Here is a 19,191-nt window from a genome sequence, read left to right on the forward strand (position 1 = left end):
TACAAGCGCCGAAGCCCGAACTAACGCCGGTAGCGGCCCGGATAGGGCTCCATCGGCGGTAAATTCAGCGCCGCCTCCCATTCGCCGAGGGTCATATCGGCCAGATCGCCCGCGCTGCGTCCCGGCGGGATCGCCGCGGGTGGCAGCGCCACATAGGGCACGCAGGCCAGCGCGCAGCCGACCATGTCCGGGGTGATCCGCAGCGTCTTGGTGCCGATGAAGATCTCGCGGTATTTGACGCCCTGATCGGCACCGCAGCGCAGGATCGACTTGGCGATATTCGCCTCGATGTCCTGCAGCGGCGCCTCGCCGGTGCTTTCGGTGTCCGACGCATCCTCGATGAAGAGGTTCGCCGTGGTCATCCGGTCCTCGGCGATGGCCAGCGCCAGCGCGCACCAGATCGTCGTTTCAGCCTTGGGGCGAATGGTCTGGGATTTGTTGGCGCAGACCACCATGGCCCCCGGCAGCGGCGCGAACCGCCGCTCGTGGCGCGAGCCGAACAGCCGGTAGGCGGCGTCGAGCAGCGGCTCCATCGGCAGCACCGGCACCTCGGCGCCATCATGGCGCGGCAGCACCATCTTCGGCGCCACACGGCCCTGCGCCAGATCATCGGCACGGGCAAGGTCATAGCCCCAGACCGCGCCGTTGACGCCGCAAAAGCTCGAGACGGTGATCATGTTGATCTGCCCGATATAGGCGTCCTCACACTCCGCCCGGTCGTAAGAGACGATGCCCTCCAGCCCCTCGTCCATATCCGCCGCGACCGTGCCGATCGACAGCTTCAGCGCCGCCACATAGCCCCAGCCGCTTGACGGCGGGTTGCCGTAACCGGCGCAATTGCCCGGAAACGGGCCGATGGCGTTCTCGGCCACCTCGCGGAAATGCTCACTCATCAGATCACTCACCTAAGGGTCACTCTCGGTCCAGCCGCAGATGCGCGCGCACCCATGCGCCGGGGTCTCTGGCGCTGCCGCCCGGATCCACCGGCGTGACGATCAGCATGGCGCCGCCCAGCATCACCCGGTGCGGCGTGTTGTCGATGCCCGCGCTGCGCACCTGCTGCAGATCGCTGGGCGCAAAGCCAAGCTCCGCGCAAAGCTCGGCCAGCGTGGTGCCGGGATGGGCAAAAACCCCGCCCGTCTGCGGCGCAAAGCCAGCGGCCAGCAGCGCGCTGGAGGTGGGGGTGGCGGTGCCGCCCTTGGGCGTCGTGGGCTCAGCCATGGCAGCCTCGATATCGGCCGGGATCTGCAGCAACCGCCGCTGGGTGAAACGCACCTCGGTGGCGGGATCGTCGATCACATGCGGCGCGCAGTCGTGGTAATAGGCGTTGACCAGCGAGGCGCGCAGGTTGGTCTCGCTCAGCCAGCTCGCGCCCATGCCCGAGTAATGCCGCGTGCCAAGCGCATCCATCCCCATGTACATGGCGTTGAGCCCGGTCCAGAATCCTTCGGGCGCCCAATGCAGGTAATCGTCCTTGTTCTTGAAATAGAGGTAATCGCCGGGCACTGGCGGCGCGTCGAGCGGCGCCGAGATCATAAAGAGCGTCGCCGGATTGGGCGTCTGCGCCTCACCGATGCGCCACGGCCCGATATACATGCGCTGCCATTTGGCGGCCATCTCATCAAAGCGCGCGGCCCCCAGACCGTTCAGCAGCCCCAGATAGACTGCCATCTGAAAGCCCCCGGCGCACTCCCCGCGGAACGGCATCAGCGCCCCCGTCACCGGCGCCATCGCCTGCGCCGCCTGTGTGTCCGGCGCCTGCGCAAACTGCGCCTCGCTTGCCCCGTCGGGACCAAAGAACTGCCAGAAGCGCGACAAGAGCGCCGGTCCGGCGCTGCCGAGCCGCGGCACCAGATGGATGTCGGGGTTGAAGTAATCCACGTCATAGGCGCCGGTGTTGAAGCGGCTCATCGCCGCGATCGCCGCAAGGCGAAAGCGGATCTCGTCAAGCGCATCCGCAAGGCTGGCAAACGCGTGTCCCCGCGGGGACAGCTGCCACGCCTCGACGATCTGCCGCGCCAAGGGCAGCTCGAGCGCGCGGAGCGCCTGCGCGTCGCTGCCGCCAAAAGCCGCCTCGGACTGGCGCACTGCGGGCACCGTCAGATGTTTGACCACCTCGTGCAGGGCGGCCTCGGAATCATCCACCGGCTGGCCCGCGATGGTCAGGCCGTTGAAAGGTGTTTGCGGTATCGTCACGCGGCTCTCCTTGCCCCAATTCGTAAGCCAGCCCTACATGCGCCAGCGTCCACGCAATGCCCGGACCGCCACATCCCATGCGAAGACCACTGCAATCATTTCGGGAAATGCTTGCAATTTCTCTCTGTAACGTTGAACGTCCTGCCCAATGGTAAAGACGCATTTTTAGTAGTGACTTAATACCCTAGGGTTCCACGGGCCGCGCAAAACTATCGCAAAAGGCGAGTAGCCGCCCGGAAACCGCAGCAAGGCCAGGCACGACACCGCCTTGCACCGGGCACCGCCCGCTGGGGACCGGGGGAGTGATGTAAGTGACGCAGGCCGTGTTGAGGTTGCTTGGAGGCTACGAGTTGCAGCTCGCAGACGGCACGCCGCTGCGGCTCAGCTCGCGCAAATCCTTCGCCCTGCTGGCCATCCTCGCGCAGCGGGCCGACCGCGCCGTGCCGCGTGAAGAGATCGCCACTCTGCTGTGGGGCGACCGGGGCGAGGAACAGGCCCGCGCCAGCCTGCGGCAAGAGCTTTCGGTACTGCGCCGCGCCCTGTCGCGCTATGGCCTTGAATGCATCGAGGCCAGCAAAGAGGCGGTGCTGCTCGACTCGCGGCGCATCGAGATCGACACCAAGCACACCGAGGCGCTGATCGCCAAACCCTCGCCCGCAGCCGCTGCCGAGCTTGCAGAGGTCTATCAGGGCGACTTTCTTGCCGGGCTCGACATCCGGTCGGAAGCCTTCGAGGACTGGCGCCGCCTCTACCGCGAACAGCTGCGCGACCGGGTGCTCGACACGCTGTATGAGGCGCTGCTCGACGATCCCGCCCAGCCCGACATCGCCCGCGCCCTGCTGCGCATCGACGAGACCCACGAAGAGGCGCATCGCGCGCTCATGCGGCACTTCTGGCAGACCGGGCGGCGCGGCGAGGCGCTGCAGCAGTATCAGCGCTGCCTCGACGCGCTGCGCCGCGAGCTCGACGCCGAGCCCGACCCCGACACGATCGATCTCTTCGAGGAGATCCGCGACACCACTGCCCCGCCGGTCACCGGGCGCAGCACCGGCCCGCTGCGCCCCGATGGCAGCGCCATCCCCGAGCGGCGGCAACTGACCGTCGCGGTGCTGGGCTTTGCCCTGCCCGAAGACCTCGACCGCGACCCCGAGAGCCTGTCGGCGCTTCTGGCCGATTTCGCCGCGCATTGCCGCGATCACATCGGCGCTTATGGCGGCAAGATCATCGATCAGGCCGATGGTCGGATGATCGCGCTCTTCGGCCACCCCCGCGCGCATGAGGCGGATGCCGAGCGCGCGGTGATGGCCGCCCTTGGCCTGCTGGAACAGCCCTTCCGCGATGCGCGCGGGCGGGCGCTGGCGCTGCGCGCCGGGCTCGCCATGGGCGAGACGCTGGTCGGTCAGCAAGGCAGCGAGGGCGCGGTGGTCTCGGTCGCCGGGCCTGCGGTGATGACCGCCTCGCGCATCGAACTGCAGGCCGGTCCGGGGGAGACCCGCATCGCCGGGGCGATGCAGCACGCGCTGCGCGGGCAGTTCCGCCTGTCGCCGGTGGGCGATGCGGCCAGCGGCCCTCAGGTGCAACTGGTGCTGGGCGAAAGCCACCATGCCGACCGCTTCTTCATCTCGGGCGCGACCCGGCAGTTGACGCGGCTCACCGGGCGCGAAGAGGACCTGCACGAGATGCTGCGCCGCTGGCGCGCCGCGACCGAAGGTGAGACGCAGGTTATCGTGCTGCGCGGGGAATCCGGCATCGGCAAATCCCGCCTGCTGTCGGACTTCAAGAAACGCGCGCTGACCGACGCGCCGCGCCTGCTGCAATTCTCCGGCTCGCCGCATCACCAGAAAAGCGTGCTCTTTCCGCTGGTTCAGCACCTGCAAGAGATGCTGGGCTTCGCCGATCTGCCCGACGACAGCACCCGCCGCTCGCGCCTGCGGCACTGGCTCGAACGGCGTCCCGGCCTCGACCTTGGACAGGTCGAGCAGGTGCTTTCGACGCTTTTGGGCCTCTCTGCGGTGCCCGACGAGCGGCTGCGCGATCAGGACGCGCTGCTCTCGGCGATCACCGCGCTGCTGCGGCTGGCCGCCACCGAAGGCCGCCCGCTGCTGCTCATCGTGGAAGACATGCACTGGCTCGATCCCACCTCGCAGCTGCTGCTCGTCCGGCTTGCGCGCGAGCTGGAGGATCTGCCACTGATGATGCTGGGCACCTCGCGTCAGGCCGAGGGCGTCGCCGTGCCAAAGCCGCCACGGATGCACAGCATCACGCTCGCCCGGCTGACCCCGCGCGAGGCGACCGCGCTGGTCCGCGACATCTGCCCCGAGACATGGCCCGAAAGCCGTATCGCCGAGATCGTCGCCCGCTCCGACGGTATCCCGCTTTATCTCGAGGAACTGGTCCACACCGCCGCCACCGGCGCCGACGGCAGCATCCCCGACAGCCTGCAGGCCTCGCTCACCGCACGGATCGACCGGCTCGACGGCGCGCGGCTGCTGTTGCAGCAGGCGGCGGTGATCGGTCGGGTCTTCGACCGCGAGACGCTGGCAGCGCTCGCCGGACGGAGGGCCGAGGATCTCGACCCCACGCTGCGCGAGTTGCAAAAGCTAGATCTGGTCTACCGGCTCGGGCGGGCCGCCGACGCGCGCTATGAGTTCAAACACGCGCTGGTGCAGGAGCAGGCGCATCAGACCATTCTTCTGGCCGAGCGCGCGGCGCTGCACAGCCGCCTTGGCGATATCCTCGCCGCCGCCCCCGTGCCCGTGCCCGCCGAGCGCATCGCCCGGCATTTCGAACAGGGTGGCCGCCCGCGCGACGCCATCGCGCTGCTCGAAACCGCGGGCAAACAGGCGCTGCGCGTCGCCGCCCATACCGAGGCCGACGCCCATTTCGCCCGCGCCGCAGAGCTTGCCAGCAGCCTGCCCGCCTCCGAAGACGCCACCGCGCTGGAGCTGAAGCACCTGCTGCTGCGCGGCCCGCAACTGCTGGCCCTGCACGGCTTCGGTGCCCCCGCGATCGAGGCCAATTACGCCCGCGCCCTGAAGCTCGCCGACAGCACGCGCGAACGCGGTGAACTGGCGCATGTCTACTGGGGTCTATGGAGCTACTACGTCGTGCGCGCCGACATCGCCACGGCGACCCGCATCGCCGAAAGCTACCTGACGCTCTGCCGCGAGCTTGGCGATACGGTGGGTGAGGTGGCGGCGAATTATGCGCTGGGGGTCACGCAATATTACGCGGGCGATCTGCCCGAAGCGCTCGCCGCCTTCCGCGAGGCGGTCGCGCAGCACCGGCCCGGACTGCATGAGGCGCAGATCGAGCGCTATGGACTCGACCTTTCGGTCTGCGCCCGCAGTTACGAATGCTGGCTGCACGCGCTCTGCGCCGCGCCCGAGGCCGCGCGGCAGGCCAGCGCCGGGGCGATCGCCGCCGCCGAAGCCCATGCGCATGATTTCTCGATGGCCTTCGCTCATGTCTTCACCGGGGTGATGCATCACTTCCTGCAGGCTCCGGGCCCCGCGCTGCATCACGGCCAGATCGCCGAGCGACTCGCCGACCGCCACGGCTATGCGCAATGGCGCGCGCAGGCCGAGATGGTGATCGGCTACGCCCGCGACCAGCAGAGCGATCCCAGCGGCGCGGCGCTGCTGACCAAGGGCACCGAGGCCTATCTGGCCACCGGCGCCAGCCTCGCCCTGCCCTACGCCCGCGCGTGGCAGGCCGAGATCGCGCTGCGCGGCGGCGACCGTGAGACGGCACAAAGCCTTCTGCAGCAGGCGCGCGAGATCACCGCCGCCAATGGCGAGCTTTATTTCGAGGCCGAGCTTCTGCGGCTGTCGGCGCGCTGCGGCGGCGATCCGCAGCTTTTGCTCACCGGCGCTCTGAAGGCCGCCCGCGCCTCAAACGCAGCTCTTCTGGAGGTGCGTGCTGCCCGTGACTTGGCAGCGCGCGGATATGGCGATGCCGACCTGCGCCGGGCGCTGCACGAACTTCCGGAACAAACAGCCGCGGGCGAGATCGCCGAGGCACAGCAGATGCTGGCGACGCAGGACGCCGCCGAGCCCTAGCCTACGGCCCCGCTAAGTCTGTGCCTAATGGCCTTCCTGACGGATGTCGCGGATGGTCAGCACCGGCGAGGCGTCGATCTCATGCGCGTCCAGCATCGCCGCGACCCGCTCGAGCGACGCCACAAGCTGCGCCTGCTCCCAGTCCTGCAGCCCCTCGAAGCTTTTGACAAAGCGCTGCTGCAGCGCATCGGGCGACTGGCTCACCGCCTCGCGGCCCTTGTCCGAGATCACCACATCGGTCTGACGCCGGTCCTTCACCGAGCGCTCGCGCCCAACCATGGCGCGCGCGACCAGCTTGTCGACCAGCGCCGTCACCGTGGCCTGACTGACCCCCATCTGCGTCGCCAGCGCCTTGGGCGTGGTCGCACCATGGTCCTTCTTGGCAAGGATCTGCAGCACCCGCAGCTGCGCCGGGGTCAGGCCAGCAGCCTGCGCGAGCTTGCGCTCGTACAGTTCGGTAGCGCGCAGGATTCGGCGCAAGGCGATCAGGCTCTGATCGGTTCGGTCTGGAACGGGGTCGGACATGGCAATCTTTTGGCAGCTTTCTGCCGAAGCTTCAATCTACGAAGCACTTGCCAGGGTCATTCGAAAGACTAAGGGGATTTGCTTCATAAAAACTTAGTACTTCAGAGGCTAAATGGCCTCAAAAGCCGCTATAAGCGTAAAAACTGCTTCGGTGGTTGAAACTTTATCGCTGTTCGATTAGTTAGATTGACGAACGAACCAGAGGACCCTGATCAATGCCGAAAGACATGACACAGCCTGAAACGCGCACTCCCGTGCTGCGTAAGCCCGAAGCGACGGACGGGGCTGCGATCTGGGATCTCGTGCGCGCGTGCAAGCCGCTGGACGAGAATTCGATGTACTGCAATCTCGTTCAGGCAGAGCACTTCCGCGATACCTGCGTGCTGGCCGAACTCGACGGCGAGCCGGTGGGTTGGATTTCGGGTCACATGATCCCGAACCAAGACGCCTTCTTCGTCTGGCAGGTCGCCGTGAGCCCCAAGGCCCGCGGTCTCGGCCTTGGCCGCAAGATGCTGACGCATCTGATCGAGCGTGAGGAATGCGCGGACGCAACTGAACTGAAGACGACGATCACCCGCGACAATGATGCGTCGTGGGGGCTGTTCCGCAGCTTCGCCCGCTCTATCGGCGGCGAGCTTTCGGACGAGCCGCACTACACGCGCGACGAGCACTTCGACGGCATGCACGCGACCGAACACATGGTCACGATCGAACTGCCGGAAGAGGAAGAGGCGCTGCGCGCCGCGGCCTGATCGCACCCCCTTACATCGCTACATCCTTATCTTTTCAAAGTTCCTAGAAAGGACTTCTGATATGCCGAAAGACACGTCTAACGGCCCGACTATTTACGCTCGCCGCGAATCCGAGGCACGTTCCTACTGCCGCTCCTTCCCGGTGAGCTTCACCTCTGCCAAGGGCTCGGAACTGACCGACGCCAACGGCAAGACCTACATCGACTTTCTGGCTGGCTGTTCCTCGCTGAACTACGGCCACAATGACGCCGACATGAAGGCGGCTCTGGTCGAGCACATCATGAGCGATGGCATTGCCCATGGCCTTGATATGCACACCGAGACCAAGGAAGCCTTCCTTGAGACCTTCGAGCGCCTGATCCTCGAGCCGCGTGGCATGGACCACAAGGTGATGATGGTCGGCCCGACCGGCACCAACGCCGTCGAGGCGGCGATGAAGCTCGCCCGCAAGGTCACCGGCCGCACCAACATCGTGGCCTTCACCAACGGCTTCCACGGCATGACCGTGGGCGCGCTGGCGGCGACCGGCAACAAGGGCAAGCGCAACGGTGGCGGTATGCCGCTGCAGGGCGTGACCCATATGCCCTATGAGGGCGCCTTCGGCCCCGACGTCGATACGCTGAAGCAGATCGAGATGATGCTCGAGAACCCCTCGTCGGGTCTCGACGCCCCCGCCGCCTTCCTCGTGGAGCCGGTGCAGGGTGAGGGTGGCCTCAACGCCGCCTCTGCCGAATGGCTGCGCGGCATCGCCCGCCTTGCCAAGAAGCACGGCGCGCTGCTCATCGCCGACGACATTCAGGCGGGCATCGGCCGCACCGGCACCTTCTTCTCCTTCGAGGAGATGGGCATCGAGCCGGACCTCATTCCGATGGCGAAATCGCTCTCGGGCTTCGGTCTGCCCTTTGCCGCGCTGCTGATGAAGCCGGAGCTGGACGTCTGGAAACCGGCCGAGCACAACGGCACGTTCCGGGGCAACACCCATGCCTTCGTGACCGCCCGCGTGGCGCTCGAGAAGTTCTGGGCCGATGGCAAGTTCCAAGCGGAACTGGCGACCAAGGCCAAGCTGATCGAAGACGAATTGAACACCATCGCCGACATGATCCCCGGCGCGTACCTCAAGGGTCGCGGTCTGATGCGGGGCGTCGACGTCGTCTCGGGCGATCTGGCCGGTGACATCTGCGCCGAAGCCTTCAAGCGCGGTCTCATCATCGAGACCTCGGGCGCCGACGACGAAGTCGTCAAAGTGCTCGCGCCGCTGACCACCTCGGAAGAGACCTTCCGCAAGGGCTTCGAGATCCTGCGCGATAGCACCGCCGCCTGCCTGAACAACCACAAGATTGCCGCGGAGTAACACCATGATTGTACGCGATTTCAACGAACTGAAGAAAACCGACAAGCACATTGCCGACGCGCGCTGGACCTCCACGCGCATGCTGCTGGCAGATGACGGCATGGGCTTTTCGTTCCACATCACCGTGCTCGAAGCAGGCTCGGAACACACGTTCCACTACAAGCACCACTTCGAAAGCGTCTACTGCATGAAGGGCAAGGGCTCGATCACCGATATCGCCACCGGCGAGACCCATGAGATCAAGCCCGGCGTGATGTATGCTCTGAACCTGCACGACAAGCACATCCTGCGTGCGGAAGAAGAGCTGCACATGGCCTGCTGCTTCAACCCGCCCGTCACCGGCACTGAGGTGCACCGCGAAGACGGGTCCTACGCACCGGCTGAGGAGACGGCGTAAGCCATGACCCATACCGTTGAGAAAATCGGCGGGACGAGCATGTCCCGCCTGAACGAACTGCGCGACACGCTGCTGATCGGCGGCCGCGAGGGCGAAGATCTCTACGGTCGCATCTTCGTGGTCTCCGCCTTCGGCGGCATCACCGACCTGCTGCTCGAACACAAGAAGTCAGGGCAACCCGGCGTCTACGGGCAGTTCGCCAACGCCCATTCCGGCCACGGCTGGCACGACGCGCTGACCGAAGTGTCGAAGGCGATGATCGAGGCCCATGAAGCGGTTCTCGATCACCCCGGCGACGTCGAGCAGGCGACCGATTTCGTGCGCAACCGTATCGAGGGCGCGCGCAACTGCCTGATCGACCTGCAGCGGCTGTGCTCCTACGGGCACTTCCAGCTGTCCGAGCATATGCTGCAGATCCGCGAGCTGCTGTCGGGCCTCGGCGAGGCGCATTCGGCCTATGTCACCGTGCTGATGCTCCAGCGCGCCGGTGTGAACGCCCGCAACGTCGATCTGTCGGGCTGGCGCGATGATGGCCACTACACCCTCGAAGAGCGCATCACCAAGGCGCTCGAAGGGGTCGATCCGGCCAGCGAAATGCCCATCGTCACCGGCTATGCCCAGTGCACCGAAGGGCTGATGCGCGAGTTCGACCGTGGCTATTCCGAGGTGACCTTTTCGAAGCTGGCGGCACTGACGTCGGCGCGCGAGGCGATCATCCACAAGGAGTTCCACCTCAGCTCGGCTGACCCCAAGCTGGTGGGCGCGGAAAACGTCCGCAAGCTGGGCCGCACCAACTACGACGTGGCCGACCAGCTGTCGAACATGGGGATGGAGGCGATCCACCCCAAGGCGGCGAAAACCCTGCGTCAGGCGCAGGTGCCGCTGCGCGTCACCAATGCGTTCGAGCCGGGCGATCCGGGCACGCTGATCGACGACCAACCGGCCGAAGAAGCCGCGGTCGAGATCGTCACCGGCCTCGATATCGTTGCGCTGGAGGTGTTCGAACAGGACATGGTTGGGGTGAAAGGCTATGACGCCGCGATCCTCGACGTGCTGACCCGTCATGATGTGCGCATCGTGTCGAAAGTGTCGAACGCCAATACGATCACCCACTATCTGGACAGCTCGCTGAAGACGATGCGCCGGGTGGAAAAGGATCTGGCGGAGCTTTATCCGCAGGCCAAGATCAGCTCGCGCACGCTTGCGATGGCCTCGGTCATCGGTCGCGACCTGAAGGGCCTGTCGGTGCTGACCCGCGGCCTGCAGGCGATCGCCGAAGCCGGCTACGAGTCGATCGGCGCCACGCAGGGCCCGCGCAACGTCGACGTGCAGTACATCCTTGAACGCGACGACCTCGACCCGGTCATCGCCGCGCTGCACGGCGCCTTCGTGACACCGCAGGCGAAGAAGCTGAAATCGGCCGCCTGAGCCTGCGCGGTCCAACAGGGACCATTCGACCGACTGAGGGCAGCCTTCGGGCTGCCCTTTTTTACCCCAAGCCCCGACGTCCTCGACCGTGGCCCAGACCGTGGCCCAGACCGTGGCCCCGAGCGCGCGCCAGACCGCAAACCGGACCGCGCCGCAAGTCTCTTTCCAAGACTTTTGCCGCCGCGCTCCCATGCCGTCATCCCCCTGCCATATGCCGCAGGGCATTGTTCTCGCCAGATTTGCACTATAGTGGGACGGGTTCTTGCCGTTTCTTCCCCGTGTTTCGCTGTCCGGAGGTGACCAGATGCAGACGCCCTATTACCTGATCGACAAGTCGCGGCTGCTGCCCAACATGGAAAAGATCGCGCATCTGCGCGAGACCTCGGGCGCCAAGGCGCTGCTGGCGCTGAAATGCTTCGCCACGTGGTCGGTCTTCGACATGATGAGCGAGTATATGGACGGCACCACCTCCTCCTCGCTGTTCGAGGTGAAGCTGGGCCGGGAAAAATTCCCCGGCGAGACCCACGCCTATTCCGTGGCATGGGCCGATCACGAGATCGACGAGGTTCTGGCAAGCTCCGACAAGGTGATCTTCAACACCGCCGCGCAGTTGCAGCGTTTCGAAGAGGTGAGCCGCGGCCACACCCGCGGGCTGCGGGTCAATCCGGGCGTCTCGACCTCGGGCTTCGATCTTGCCGACCCCGCCCGCCCCTTCTCGCGCCTCGGCGAGCATGACCCTGCGGACATCGAGCCGGTGCTCGAGCAGGTCAGCGGCTTCATGTTCCACAACAACTGCGAAAACGACGATTTCGAGCGCTTCGACAACATGCTCGGCTCCATCGAGCAGCGCTTCGGCCATCTCATCCGCCAGATGAAATGGATCAGCCTCGGCGGCGGCATCCATTTCACCGGCGAGGGCTACCCGCTCGACCGTCTCGCCGAGCGTCTCAAGCGTTTCGCTGGCGAAAACGAGGTGCAGGTCTATCTTGAACCCGGAGAAGCCTCGATCACCAATTCGACCACGCTGGAGGTCACCGTGCTCGACACGCTCTTCAACGGCAAGAACCTCGCGATCGTCGACAGCTCGATCGAGGCGCATATGCTAGACCTGCTGATCTACCGCGAAAGCGCCAAGATGGACGAAAGCGGCGATCAGCCGTGGATGGTCTGCGGCAAATCCTGCCTCGCGGGCGATATCTTCGGCGAGTTCAACTTCCCCGCCCCGCTCAAACCCGGTGACCGGCTCTCGATCCAGGATGCCGCCGGTTACACGATGGTCAAAAAGAACTGGTTCAACGGGGTGCAGATGCCCGCCATCGCCATCCGCGAGCTCGACGGCAGCGAGCGGCTGGTGCGCGGCTTCACCTATGAAGACTTCCGCGACGCGCTCTCCTGAGCGCCGCGCGGATCAGACGGACAAAATGGAGGTCCTTTGAGTTGAAAAAAGACGTTCTCATCATCGGCGCAGGCGGCGTCGCTCAGGTCGTGGCGCATAAATGCGCTCAGAACAACGATGTGCTTGGCGCGATCCATATCGCCAGCCGGACGCTTTCGAAGTGCGAGGCGATCCTTGAGTCGGTGCGCGAAAAGGGCGCCATGAAAACCGAGGGCGTTCTTGAGGCTCATCAGGTCGATGCGATGGACAGCGCCGCCGTGGCCGATCTCATCCGCAAGACCGGCGCGCAGATCGTGATCAACGTGGGCAGCGCCTTCGTCAACATGTATGTGCTCGACGCCTGCATCGAGACCGGTGCCGCCTATATCGACACCGCCATCCACGAAGACCCGGCGAAGATCTGCGAGACCCCGCCGTGGTACGCCAACTACGAGTGGAAAAAGCGCGACCTCTGCGCTGAAAAGGGCGTCACCGCGATCCTCGGCGCCGGCTTCGATCCGGGCGTGGTCAACGCCTTCGCGCGTTTCGCCATCGACCAGATGGACGAGGTCAAAAGCATCGACATCGTCGACATCAACGCCGGCAGCCACGGCAAGTATTTCGCCACGAACTTCGACCCGGAGATCAACTTCCGCGAGTTCACCGGCACCGTCTACTATTGGGAAGACCAGCAGTGGAAGGAAACCTCGATGTTCGCCTCGGGCCGCGACTGGGATCTGCCGGTCGTCGGCACCCAGCGCGCCTATCAGTCGGGCCACGACGAGGTGCATTCGCTCTCGGCCAACTACCCGCAGGCCGACGTGCGCTTCTGGATGGGCTTTGGCGAGCATTACATCAACGTCTTCACCGTGCTGCAATCGCTCGGCCTGCTGTCCGAGCAGCCGGTGAAAACCGCCGAGGGCCTCGAAGTGGTGCCGCTCAAAGTGGTCAAGGCCGTGCTGCCCGATCCGTCGTCGCTGGCGCCTGACTACACCGGCAAGACCTGCATCGGCGATCTGGTGAAAGGCGTGAAGGACGGCGAAGAGGTCGAGATGTTCGTCTACAACGTCGCCGACCACAAGGACGCCTACAATGAGGTCGGCAGCCAAGGCATTTCCTACACCGCCGGCGTGCCGCCGGTCGCCGCCGCGATGCTGGTCGCCACCGGTGAGTGGGACGCCAAGACGATGAAGAACGTCGAAGAGCTCGACCCCAAGCCCTTCTTCACCATCCTCGACGACATCGGCCTGCCGACCCGCGTCAAGGATGCCAAGGGCGACCGCGCCTGGAACGCGTAAGCGTCTGACCAAAAAGTAAAATCCCAAAATTCGCGCCCCGGAAGCCAAGCTTTCGGGGCGTTCTTCGTTTCAGCCCCAGCCAGCACACCCGCGCCCCCCTCCCCGCTTCTTCTCTTTGAAAATACGCCGGGGGTGAATTGGGCTCCGGCCAAGAGGGGGCAGCGCCCCCTTTCCGCCCCCACCAATTGCGCCCCAAGGCCCGCTCCGGCACAGTGCGCCTTCCAAGACCATAGAACAAAGGCCGCCCGCATGAGCCCCGCGTCCCCCTCCCCTGCCCCGCCCGCCGCCGCCGGTCGCTGGCCGATGCTCGCGGTGATCTGCCTCGGCGTCGTCGGCGTTCTGACCACATGGTTCTCGGCCACCGCCATCGTGCCCGAGCTGATCACCGAATGGCGCCTCAGCCCGGCGCAGGCGGCGTGGCTCACCAATGCGGTGCAACTTGGTTTCGTGGTTGGCGCGGTGGGATCGTCGCTCGTCAACCTGCCGGACATCCTGCCGATGAAGCGCCTGATGACCGCTGCCGCGCTGCTTGCCGCGCTGGCCAATCTGGCGCTGCTGTTCACCGGACCCAGCGGCGCCATCGCCGCGCGCTTTGCCACCGGCGTCGCGCTGGCCGGGGTCTACCCCCCTGCCCTCAAGCTCATGGCCACATGGTTCGTCCGGGGGCGCGGTCTGGCGCTCGGCTTTCTGATCGGCGCGCTGACCCTCGGCTCGTCGATGCCGCACCTCATCCGCGCCCTGACCGAAGGCATCGACTGGCACAGCGTGGTCTGGGGAACCTCCGGCGCGGCGCTTGTTTCGGCCATCCTGTTCGCGGGTACCTTACGCGAAGGGCCGCATGGCTTTGGCCGCGCCACCTTCGACCCAAGACAGTCGCTCGCCGTGTTTACCAACCGTCCACTTCTGCTCGCCAACCTAGGCTACTTCGGTCACATGTGGGAGCTTTACGCAATGTGGGCATGGTTCCTTGCCTTCGCCGCCGCCGCGCAATCGGGCGGCCTCGCGCCCTTCCCCTTCGGCACGGCCTCGATGCTCAGCTTCGTGGTGGTCGCCAGCGGCGCGCTCGGCTGCCTGCTCGGCGGCTGGCTGTCCGACCGGATCGGACGCTGCTTTACCTGCGCCGGGATGATGCTTGTCTCGGGCGGCTGCGCGGCACTGATCGGCTTTGCCTTCGATGGTCCGCCGCTGCTCTTGGCGCTGCTGGCGCTGGTCTGGGGCATCAGCGTCATCGGCGACAGCGCGCAATTCTCTGCCGCGGTCACTGAATTGGCCGAGCCGCATTTTGTCGGCACCGCGCTGGCGCTGCAGATGGGCCTCGGCTTTGCGCTCACCGTCGTGGCGATCTGGCTGCTGCCGCTTTTCGCCGCCGCGATCGGCGGCTGGCAATGGGCCTTCCTCTTCCTGCTACCCGGCCCGGTGATCGGCACCGCCGCGATGCTAATCCTGCGCCGCCGTCCCGAAGCGGCAAAGCTGGCCCATGGCGCGCGCTGAGGCCTCTCGGGCTGACCGCCGTGGTCAGCCCTTTTCGCTCTCAGCCTCGATATCCTCGAAGGCGCCGGGCGACAGCTCTTCCCAGAACGCCACGATCGCCTCGGCATTCAGCGCCGACATCCAGCCGTGGCGCTCGAAATCGTCGCGCGCCGCGCCCGACAGCCGACCCATGAACAAAAGCTTGTCCGCATCCCGCTGCGTCGGCTTGCGGCTCGCCGCCAGATCGCGGATGCGCTCCAGCCGCCGCGCGCGCAGCGTTGACGGTTTCGGAGGGTTTCGCCGCGAAACCTCCGCCGCGCCGTAATCCTCGCGCAGCGCCTTGGTGAGATAACCCACCGCGTTCTTCACGCCTTCGCGGCCGGTCACGAAATCCAGCTTCTCGGCCACATATTTCTCGCCATGCTCGCCCAGCCACTGCCGCGCCAGACGGTCCGAAACGCCAAGCTCGCGCAGCTGCGCATAGAGGTCCGAGTTGCGCAGCCCCTCGCCATCGTCGAGATCGAGGATCGCCAGTTGCGGGTTCTCGGTGATCAGAAAGCGGATGTCGGTCACCGTCCGGCCCATCTTGCGGGTCTCAGGCGTGAGCATGATGTTCGAGGTCTTGTTCACTTCGGCCACCGCGGGCTTGATGATCTTGGCGTTGAGCTGCTTGTAGACCTCGTAATAGGGACTGTCGGAAACCCCCATGAGCCGCCGGAACAGATCGAGCGACCACCAGCCGGTGGAGCCGGTGCGCACGAAGCGGTAGCAGTTCTCGTAAAGCGCCAGCGCGTGGCCCGAGGTGAAGCGGCGCTGGATGTTGAGGTTGATCAGCGCAAAGACCTTCGGATCGTGCAGCTTCTCGGCCAGTGCCGGGGAATAGGCATACTCGCAGATACCGCCCTTGAGCTTGGCGTAGCTGAGCAGCGAGCTGACGCCCCATTCTTGCTGACCCTTCTCATCGAGCATATCCCATTCCGCCACCGTCTCGGCGAGGCCACGCAGAGACTGTTTCAGCGTCTCCATGTCGTTCGAATTGTAGCCGATCATCAGGCACAGGGTGCGCGCGTCGATCTGGTGACGACTCTGCGAGGTCAGCGTGTCGTAAGCGTTAAGCAGCAGCACGTTCGACAGCTTGCGCTGCAACAGCGTCAGCTTGCCCGAAACGTGGATCGCCGCCACGTGTTTCTTGACCGCGCCGCGGCGCAGGGGGCCGCTCAGCCGCTCGCGGGGAATGTCGTCCATTCTGCTCTCGCTTTCCGGGCCGTCGGGCCCCAGTCTCGATCCTCAAGGCTCCGGGCGCGTGGAGGCGAGTCGCCATGGTCCGGTTGCGGCTATGATCGGCCAAAAGGTATCCACGGGCAAGTGGCTCTCTGGCACCTCAGGGCATTCCCGGAAACGGGTACCCATGGTTTTGGCGGGGTCAGGAAAGGTATCCATTTGCGGGATTCCTCGGATCCGGGGCCGGGCAGGGCGAGTCCGATTCGTGGCGAAAAGACCCTAAGACGGGGAAAATCGACACTGATTAAGGCTCTGGGACTCGGGAACCCGAGAATCGGGGCCCTTGATCCCGGAAATGGGTGCCTTTGGTCCCGGAATCGGATGCCCTTTAACCCGGACGCAGGCACCCTAGGCCACGTAAGTGTTTGTAACTATGAATTTTCTACAGCCTAAAGATTCAAAAGAAGATCCAAATACTCTCAAACATCTGGTGCCGATGTGCCAGAATGATCCATATTTAGAGGACTTAGGGTCTCAAGCTGGTTAACTTCGCCAGACCCATGTGCCATAGTTTCAGCGATATCGCGGCAAACAGCGAACGTGGTGAGGCGACATGGCACATAAACCGGGCAGTTCCCCGAAGGCTGATCTTCCCCCTTATTTCAATATCGACCCAGCGGAGGCGGCTGCCAAGCTCTCTGATCCGATCGATACCGCGCGCTTTGCGAAGGCCGCCGCCTTTGCCATGCGCGGGCGCGACGATCTGGCCCGGCGCGGCTATGCCCCCGATGGCGCCAAGCGTCTGCGGCGGTTCTCCACATGGGAAGTCTGCCGCTATCTGATCCCGGTGAACGCCGCGCATCTGCGCCGTGTGCTGCGCCAGAACCCGGACCTGCCGCAGGGCGAAGGCGAGGGCGGCTCGAAGTGGTTCACCCTCGAAGAAGTGCTGCGGCTGCGCGACCATTTCGCCGAGGAAGGTGCCAAGGACCGCGAGTATCGCGCGTGGCGTCCCGAGGGGCAGCCCGCGAAGGTGGTCTCTGTGGCCAACTTCAAAGGCGGCGTCGGCAAGACCTCGACCTGCGCGCATCTGGCGATGTCCGCCGCGCTTGATGGCTACAAGGTGCTGGTGATCGATCTCGACAGCCAAGGCTCGATGACCTCGATCATGGGCGGCAAGGTCGAGGACGAATGGCAGACCGTGTTCCCGATGCTGGCGCGCGATTACGCGCAGCATCTGCAGCAAGAGAACAAGGTGCGCGAGGCCTCGGGCCAGAAACCTTTCCCCTTTGATGAGACACTGACCGCAGCGTTAGAGGTTTCGCCGCGAAACCTCGTGCAGAAAACCCACTGGCCGAACATCGACCTGATTGGCGCGCAGCTGAACCTCTATTGGGCGGAGTTTCAGGTGCCGGTGTGGCGGATGCAGATGCTGAGCTGGCCGCTGTGGGATGCGCTGACCAATGCGCTGCAGGACGGGGGGATGCTGGACGAATATGACATCATCCTGCTCGATACGCCGCCGGCGCTTGGCTATCTGACGATCAATGCGCTGTCGGCCGCTGACATCCTGCTGGTGCCGCTGGGGGCGAGCTTTCTGGAGTTCGACTCCACCGGGCGCTTCTTTGACATGATCTATTCCACCTTCGCCTCGATCGAAGAGGGCGAGAACCGGGTGCGGCGGCAGGGCGGCCTGCCGGAGATGCGCTTTGAATGGGACGCGGTGCGCGCGCTGGTCACGCGGTTCGACGCGGCGCAGCAGACCGATCTGGCGAATGTGATCCAAGCCTATTTCGGGGATTTCATGACCACCTACCGGCAGGAATTGACGGCGATGGTGGGGCAGGCGGGCGAGCAGGTCTCGGGCATCTACGAGACCGATTATCGTGACTTCAACCGCGACACCTATGTGCGTGGGCGTGAGACCTTCGACCGGACATGGGCCGAGGTGAAGGAAGTGATCCTCGGCACCTGGTGGCGGGACGTGCAGATGGAAAATGCTGAACGGGAGGCAATCTGATGGCCAAGAGACGCAAGCTCGAAGCGCCCTCGGCAGAGGACCTGAGCCGCTACGAAGAGGAGTTTCGCCGCGAGACCGCCGGGCGCGGGCCGCTCTCGGCGCCGATCGCGCAGGTGGCCGCCGAGGCCGCGACACTGCATGATCCGCGCCCGCCCGAGCGCCGCGCCGAGGATGCCAAGGACCGGGTGGATGCCGAGCGGATGCGCGACGCCGAGGGGCGCGGGCTGCTCATGCTGGAGCTGGCGGTGGAGGACATCAACGCCGACGCGCTGGTGCGCGACCGGGTGGTGCTGGACGTCGAGGAGATGGAGGAACTGAAGGCCTCGATCGCCAAGGGCGGGCTGCGGCTGCCGGTGGAGGTCTTCGCCACGCCCGATGACGCGCAGGGCTTCGGCTATGGGCTGCTGTCGGGCTACCGCCGTCTGAAGGCGGTGCGCGATCTTTACGCGCTCACCAAGGATGCGCGCTACGCCAAGATCAAGGCGGTGATCCGCGATCCCGAGGCGATGGGGGGCACCTTTGCGGCGATGATCGAAGAGAACGAGATCCGCGCCAACCTGAGCCATTACGAGCGCGGGCGCATCGCGGTGATCGCGGCGCAGCAGGGGGCTTTCGTCAATGCCGAGGAGGCGGTGAACGCGCTCTTTCCCATGGCGTCGAAGGCGAAGCGCTCGAAGATCCGCTCGTTCGCGCTGATCTTCGAAGAGCTGGGCGACATGCTGACCTTCCCCGATCTGCTCAAGGAGAAGGACGGGCTGCGCATTGCCGCGGCGCTGCGCGACGGCGCCGAGGTGCGGCTGCGCGAGGCGCTGGCCGAGAAGGTGCCGGAGACGCCTGCCGAGGAGGCCGAGCAGATCGCCGCGGCGCTCGACGGGGTGGAGCGGAAGCTGGACCCGGCTCGGGGTGGGCGTCCGAAGAAGGCGGCCAAACCGGCGCCCGCCAAGGCGCTGTCGTCGGGGCTGACGCTGCAATTGGGCGAGGACACGCAGGGCTGGTACATCCGCGTCGGCGGCAAGCGGGTCGGGCGCGAGCTGATGGAGGCGGCGATGTTCGAGCTGGAGCGGCTGCTGGAAGCGCCGGGGAAGTAGCGTAGGTGGAGA

Annotated in this window: 14 protein-coding genes; 10 read left to right on the forward strand and 4 right to left on the reverse strand. The window is 65.4% G+C overall.

All coding sequences use genetic code 11. The features are described 5' to 3' along the window. Positions 1-20: 20 nt before the first annotated feature. Together G0A00_RS14050 and G0A00_RS14055 are read right to left on the reverse strand one after the other, a co-directional pair. Positions 21-893, reverse strand: coding sequence for a histidine decarboxylase, pyruvoyl type (locus G0A00_RS14050; RefSeq protein ID WP_083191476.1), 873 nt, complete (start codon positions 891-893; stop codon positions 21-23). 19 nt (positions 894-912) lie between these two features. After that, complete coding sequence (locus G0A00_RS14055; RefSeq protein ID WP_164180601.1) at positions 913-2,196, reverse strand: hypothetical protein; 1,284 nt, start codon at positions 2,194-2,196, stop codon at positions 913-915. A 326-nt stretch (positions 2,197-2,522) separates the two neighbouring features. Here G0A00_RS14055 and G0A00_RS14060 point away from each other — a divergent pair, with 326 nt between their 5' ends. After that, complete coding sequence (locus G0A00_RS14060; RefSeq protein ID WP_164180603.1) at positions 2,523-6,257, forward strand: AAA family ATPase; 3,735 nt, start codon at positions 2,523-2,525, stop codon at positions 6,255-6,257. A gap of 24 nt (positions 6,258-6,281) precedes the next feature. Here G0A00_RS14060 and G0A00_RS14065 read toward each other — a convergent pair whose 3' ends face one another. Then, positions 6,282-6,782 (reverse strand): MarR family winged helix-turn-helix transcriptional regulator, encoded by a 501-nt coding sequence (locus G0A00_RS14065; protein ID WP_164180605.1) that lies wholly within the window; start codon positions 6,780-6,782, stop codon positions 6,282-6,284. A 215-nt stretch (positions 6,783-6,997) separates the two neighbouring features. Between G0A00_RS14065 and ectA the strand changes: the two genes are divergently transcribed. From ectA to G0A00_RS14100, 7 genes are all read left to right on the forward strand, one after another. Beyond that, positions 6,998-7,534: a diaminobutyrate acetyltransferase gene (gene ectA / locus G0A00_RS14070; protein WP_066111288.1), complete on the forward strand. Its 537-nt coding sequence runs from the start codon at positions 6,998-7,000 to the stop codon at positions 7,532-7,534. Between the two features lie 61 nt (positions 7,535-7,595). After that, positions 7,596-8,885, forward strand: coding sequence for a diaminobutyrate--2-oxoglutarate transaminase (gene ectB / locus G0A00_RS14075; protein ID WP_164180607.1), 1,290 nt, complete (start codon positions 7,596-7,598; stop codon positions 8,883-8,885). A gap of 4 nt (positions 8,886-8,889) precedes the next feature. Further along, complete coding sequence (locus tag G0A00_RS14080; RefSeq protein WP_164180609.1) at positions 8,890-9,282, forward strand: ectoine synthase; 393 nt, start codon at positions 8,890-8,892, stop codon at positions 9,280-9,282. A 3-nt stretch (positions 9,283-9,285) separates the two neighbouring features. Beyond that, a complete protein-coding gene (locus G0A00_RS14085; RefSeq protein WP_066111294.1) occupies positions 9,286-10,710 on the forward strand; it encodes an aspartate kinase in 1,425 nt (474 codons plus the stop codon). Positions 10,711-11,014: 304 nt separating this feature from the next. Beyond that, positions 11,015-12,106 carry a carboxynorspermidine decarboxylase gene (locus G0A00_RS14090; protein WP_164180611.1) on the forward strand — a complete coding sequence of 364 codons (1,092 nt, stop codon included), beginning with the start codon at positions 11,015-11,017 and terminating at the stop codon, positions 12,104-12,106. Positions 12,107-12,147: 41 nt separating this feature from the next. Further along, positions 12,148-13,383 carry a saccharopine dehydrogenase family protein gene (locus tag G0A00_RS14095; RefSeq protein WP_066111298.1) on the forward strand — a complete coding sequence of 412 codons (1,236 nt, stop codon included), beginning with the start codon at positions 12,148-12,150 and terminating at the stop codon, positions 13,381-13,383. Positions 13,384-13,632: 249 nt separating this feature from the next. Then, the gene (locus G0A00_RS14100) at positions 13,633-14,874 is read left to right on the forward strand and encodes an MFS transporter (protein ID WP_164180613.1); all 1,242 of its coding nucleotides are present in this window, start codon (positions 13,633-13,635) and stop codon (positions 14,872-14,874) included. Positions 14,875-14,898: 24 nt separating this feature from the next. Here the strand turns inward: G0A00_RS14100 and G0A00_RS14105 are convergent, their stop codons facing one another. After that, entirely contained in the window at positions 14,899-16,098 is a 1,200-nt protein-coding gene (locus G0A00_RS14105; protein ID WP_164180615.1) for a replication initiation protein, read from the reverse strand. A 589-nt stretch (positions 16,099-16,687) separates the two neighbouring features. Here G0A00_RS14105 and G0A00_RS14110 point away from each other — a divergent pair. Both G0A00_RS14110 and G0A00_RS14115 read left to right on the forward strand, forming a co-directional pair. Continuing rightward, a complete protein-coding gene (locus G0A00_RS14110) occupies positions 16,688-18,091 on the forward strand; it encodes an AAA family ATPase (protein ID WP_066111304.1) in 1,404 nt (467 codons plus the stop codon). Beyond that, the gene (locus G0A00_RS14115; RefSeq protein WP_164180617.1) at positions 18,091-19,179 is read left to right on the forward strand and encodes a ParB/RepB/Spo0J family partition protein; all 1,089 of its coding nucleotides are present in this window, start codon (positions 18,091-18,093) and stop codon (positions 19,177-19,179) included. The genes G0A00_RS14110 and G0A00_RS14115 overlap by 1 nt, the downstream gene beginning before the upstream one ends. The last annotated feature ends 12 nt before the right edge of the window (positions 19,180-19,191 follow it).

Origin of the sequence: Salipiger sp. PrR002 (genome assembly GCF_010500775.1) — a bacterium.
In the GTDB taxonomy this organism is placed as follows: Bacteria; Pseudomonadota; Alphaproteobacteria; order Rhodobacterales; family Rhodobacteraceae; genus Salipiger.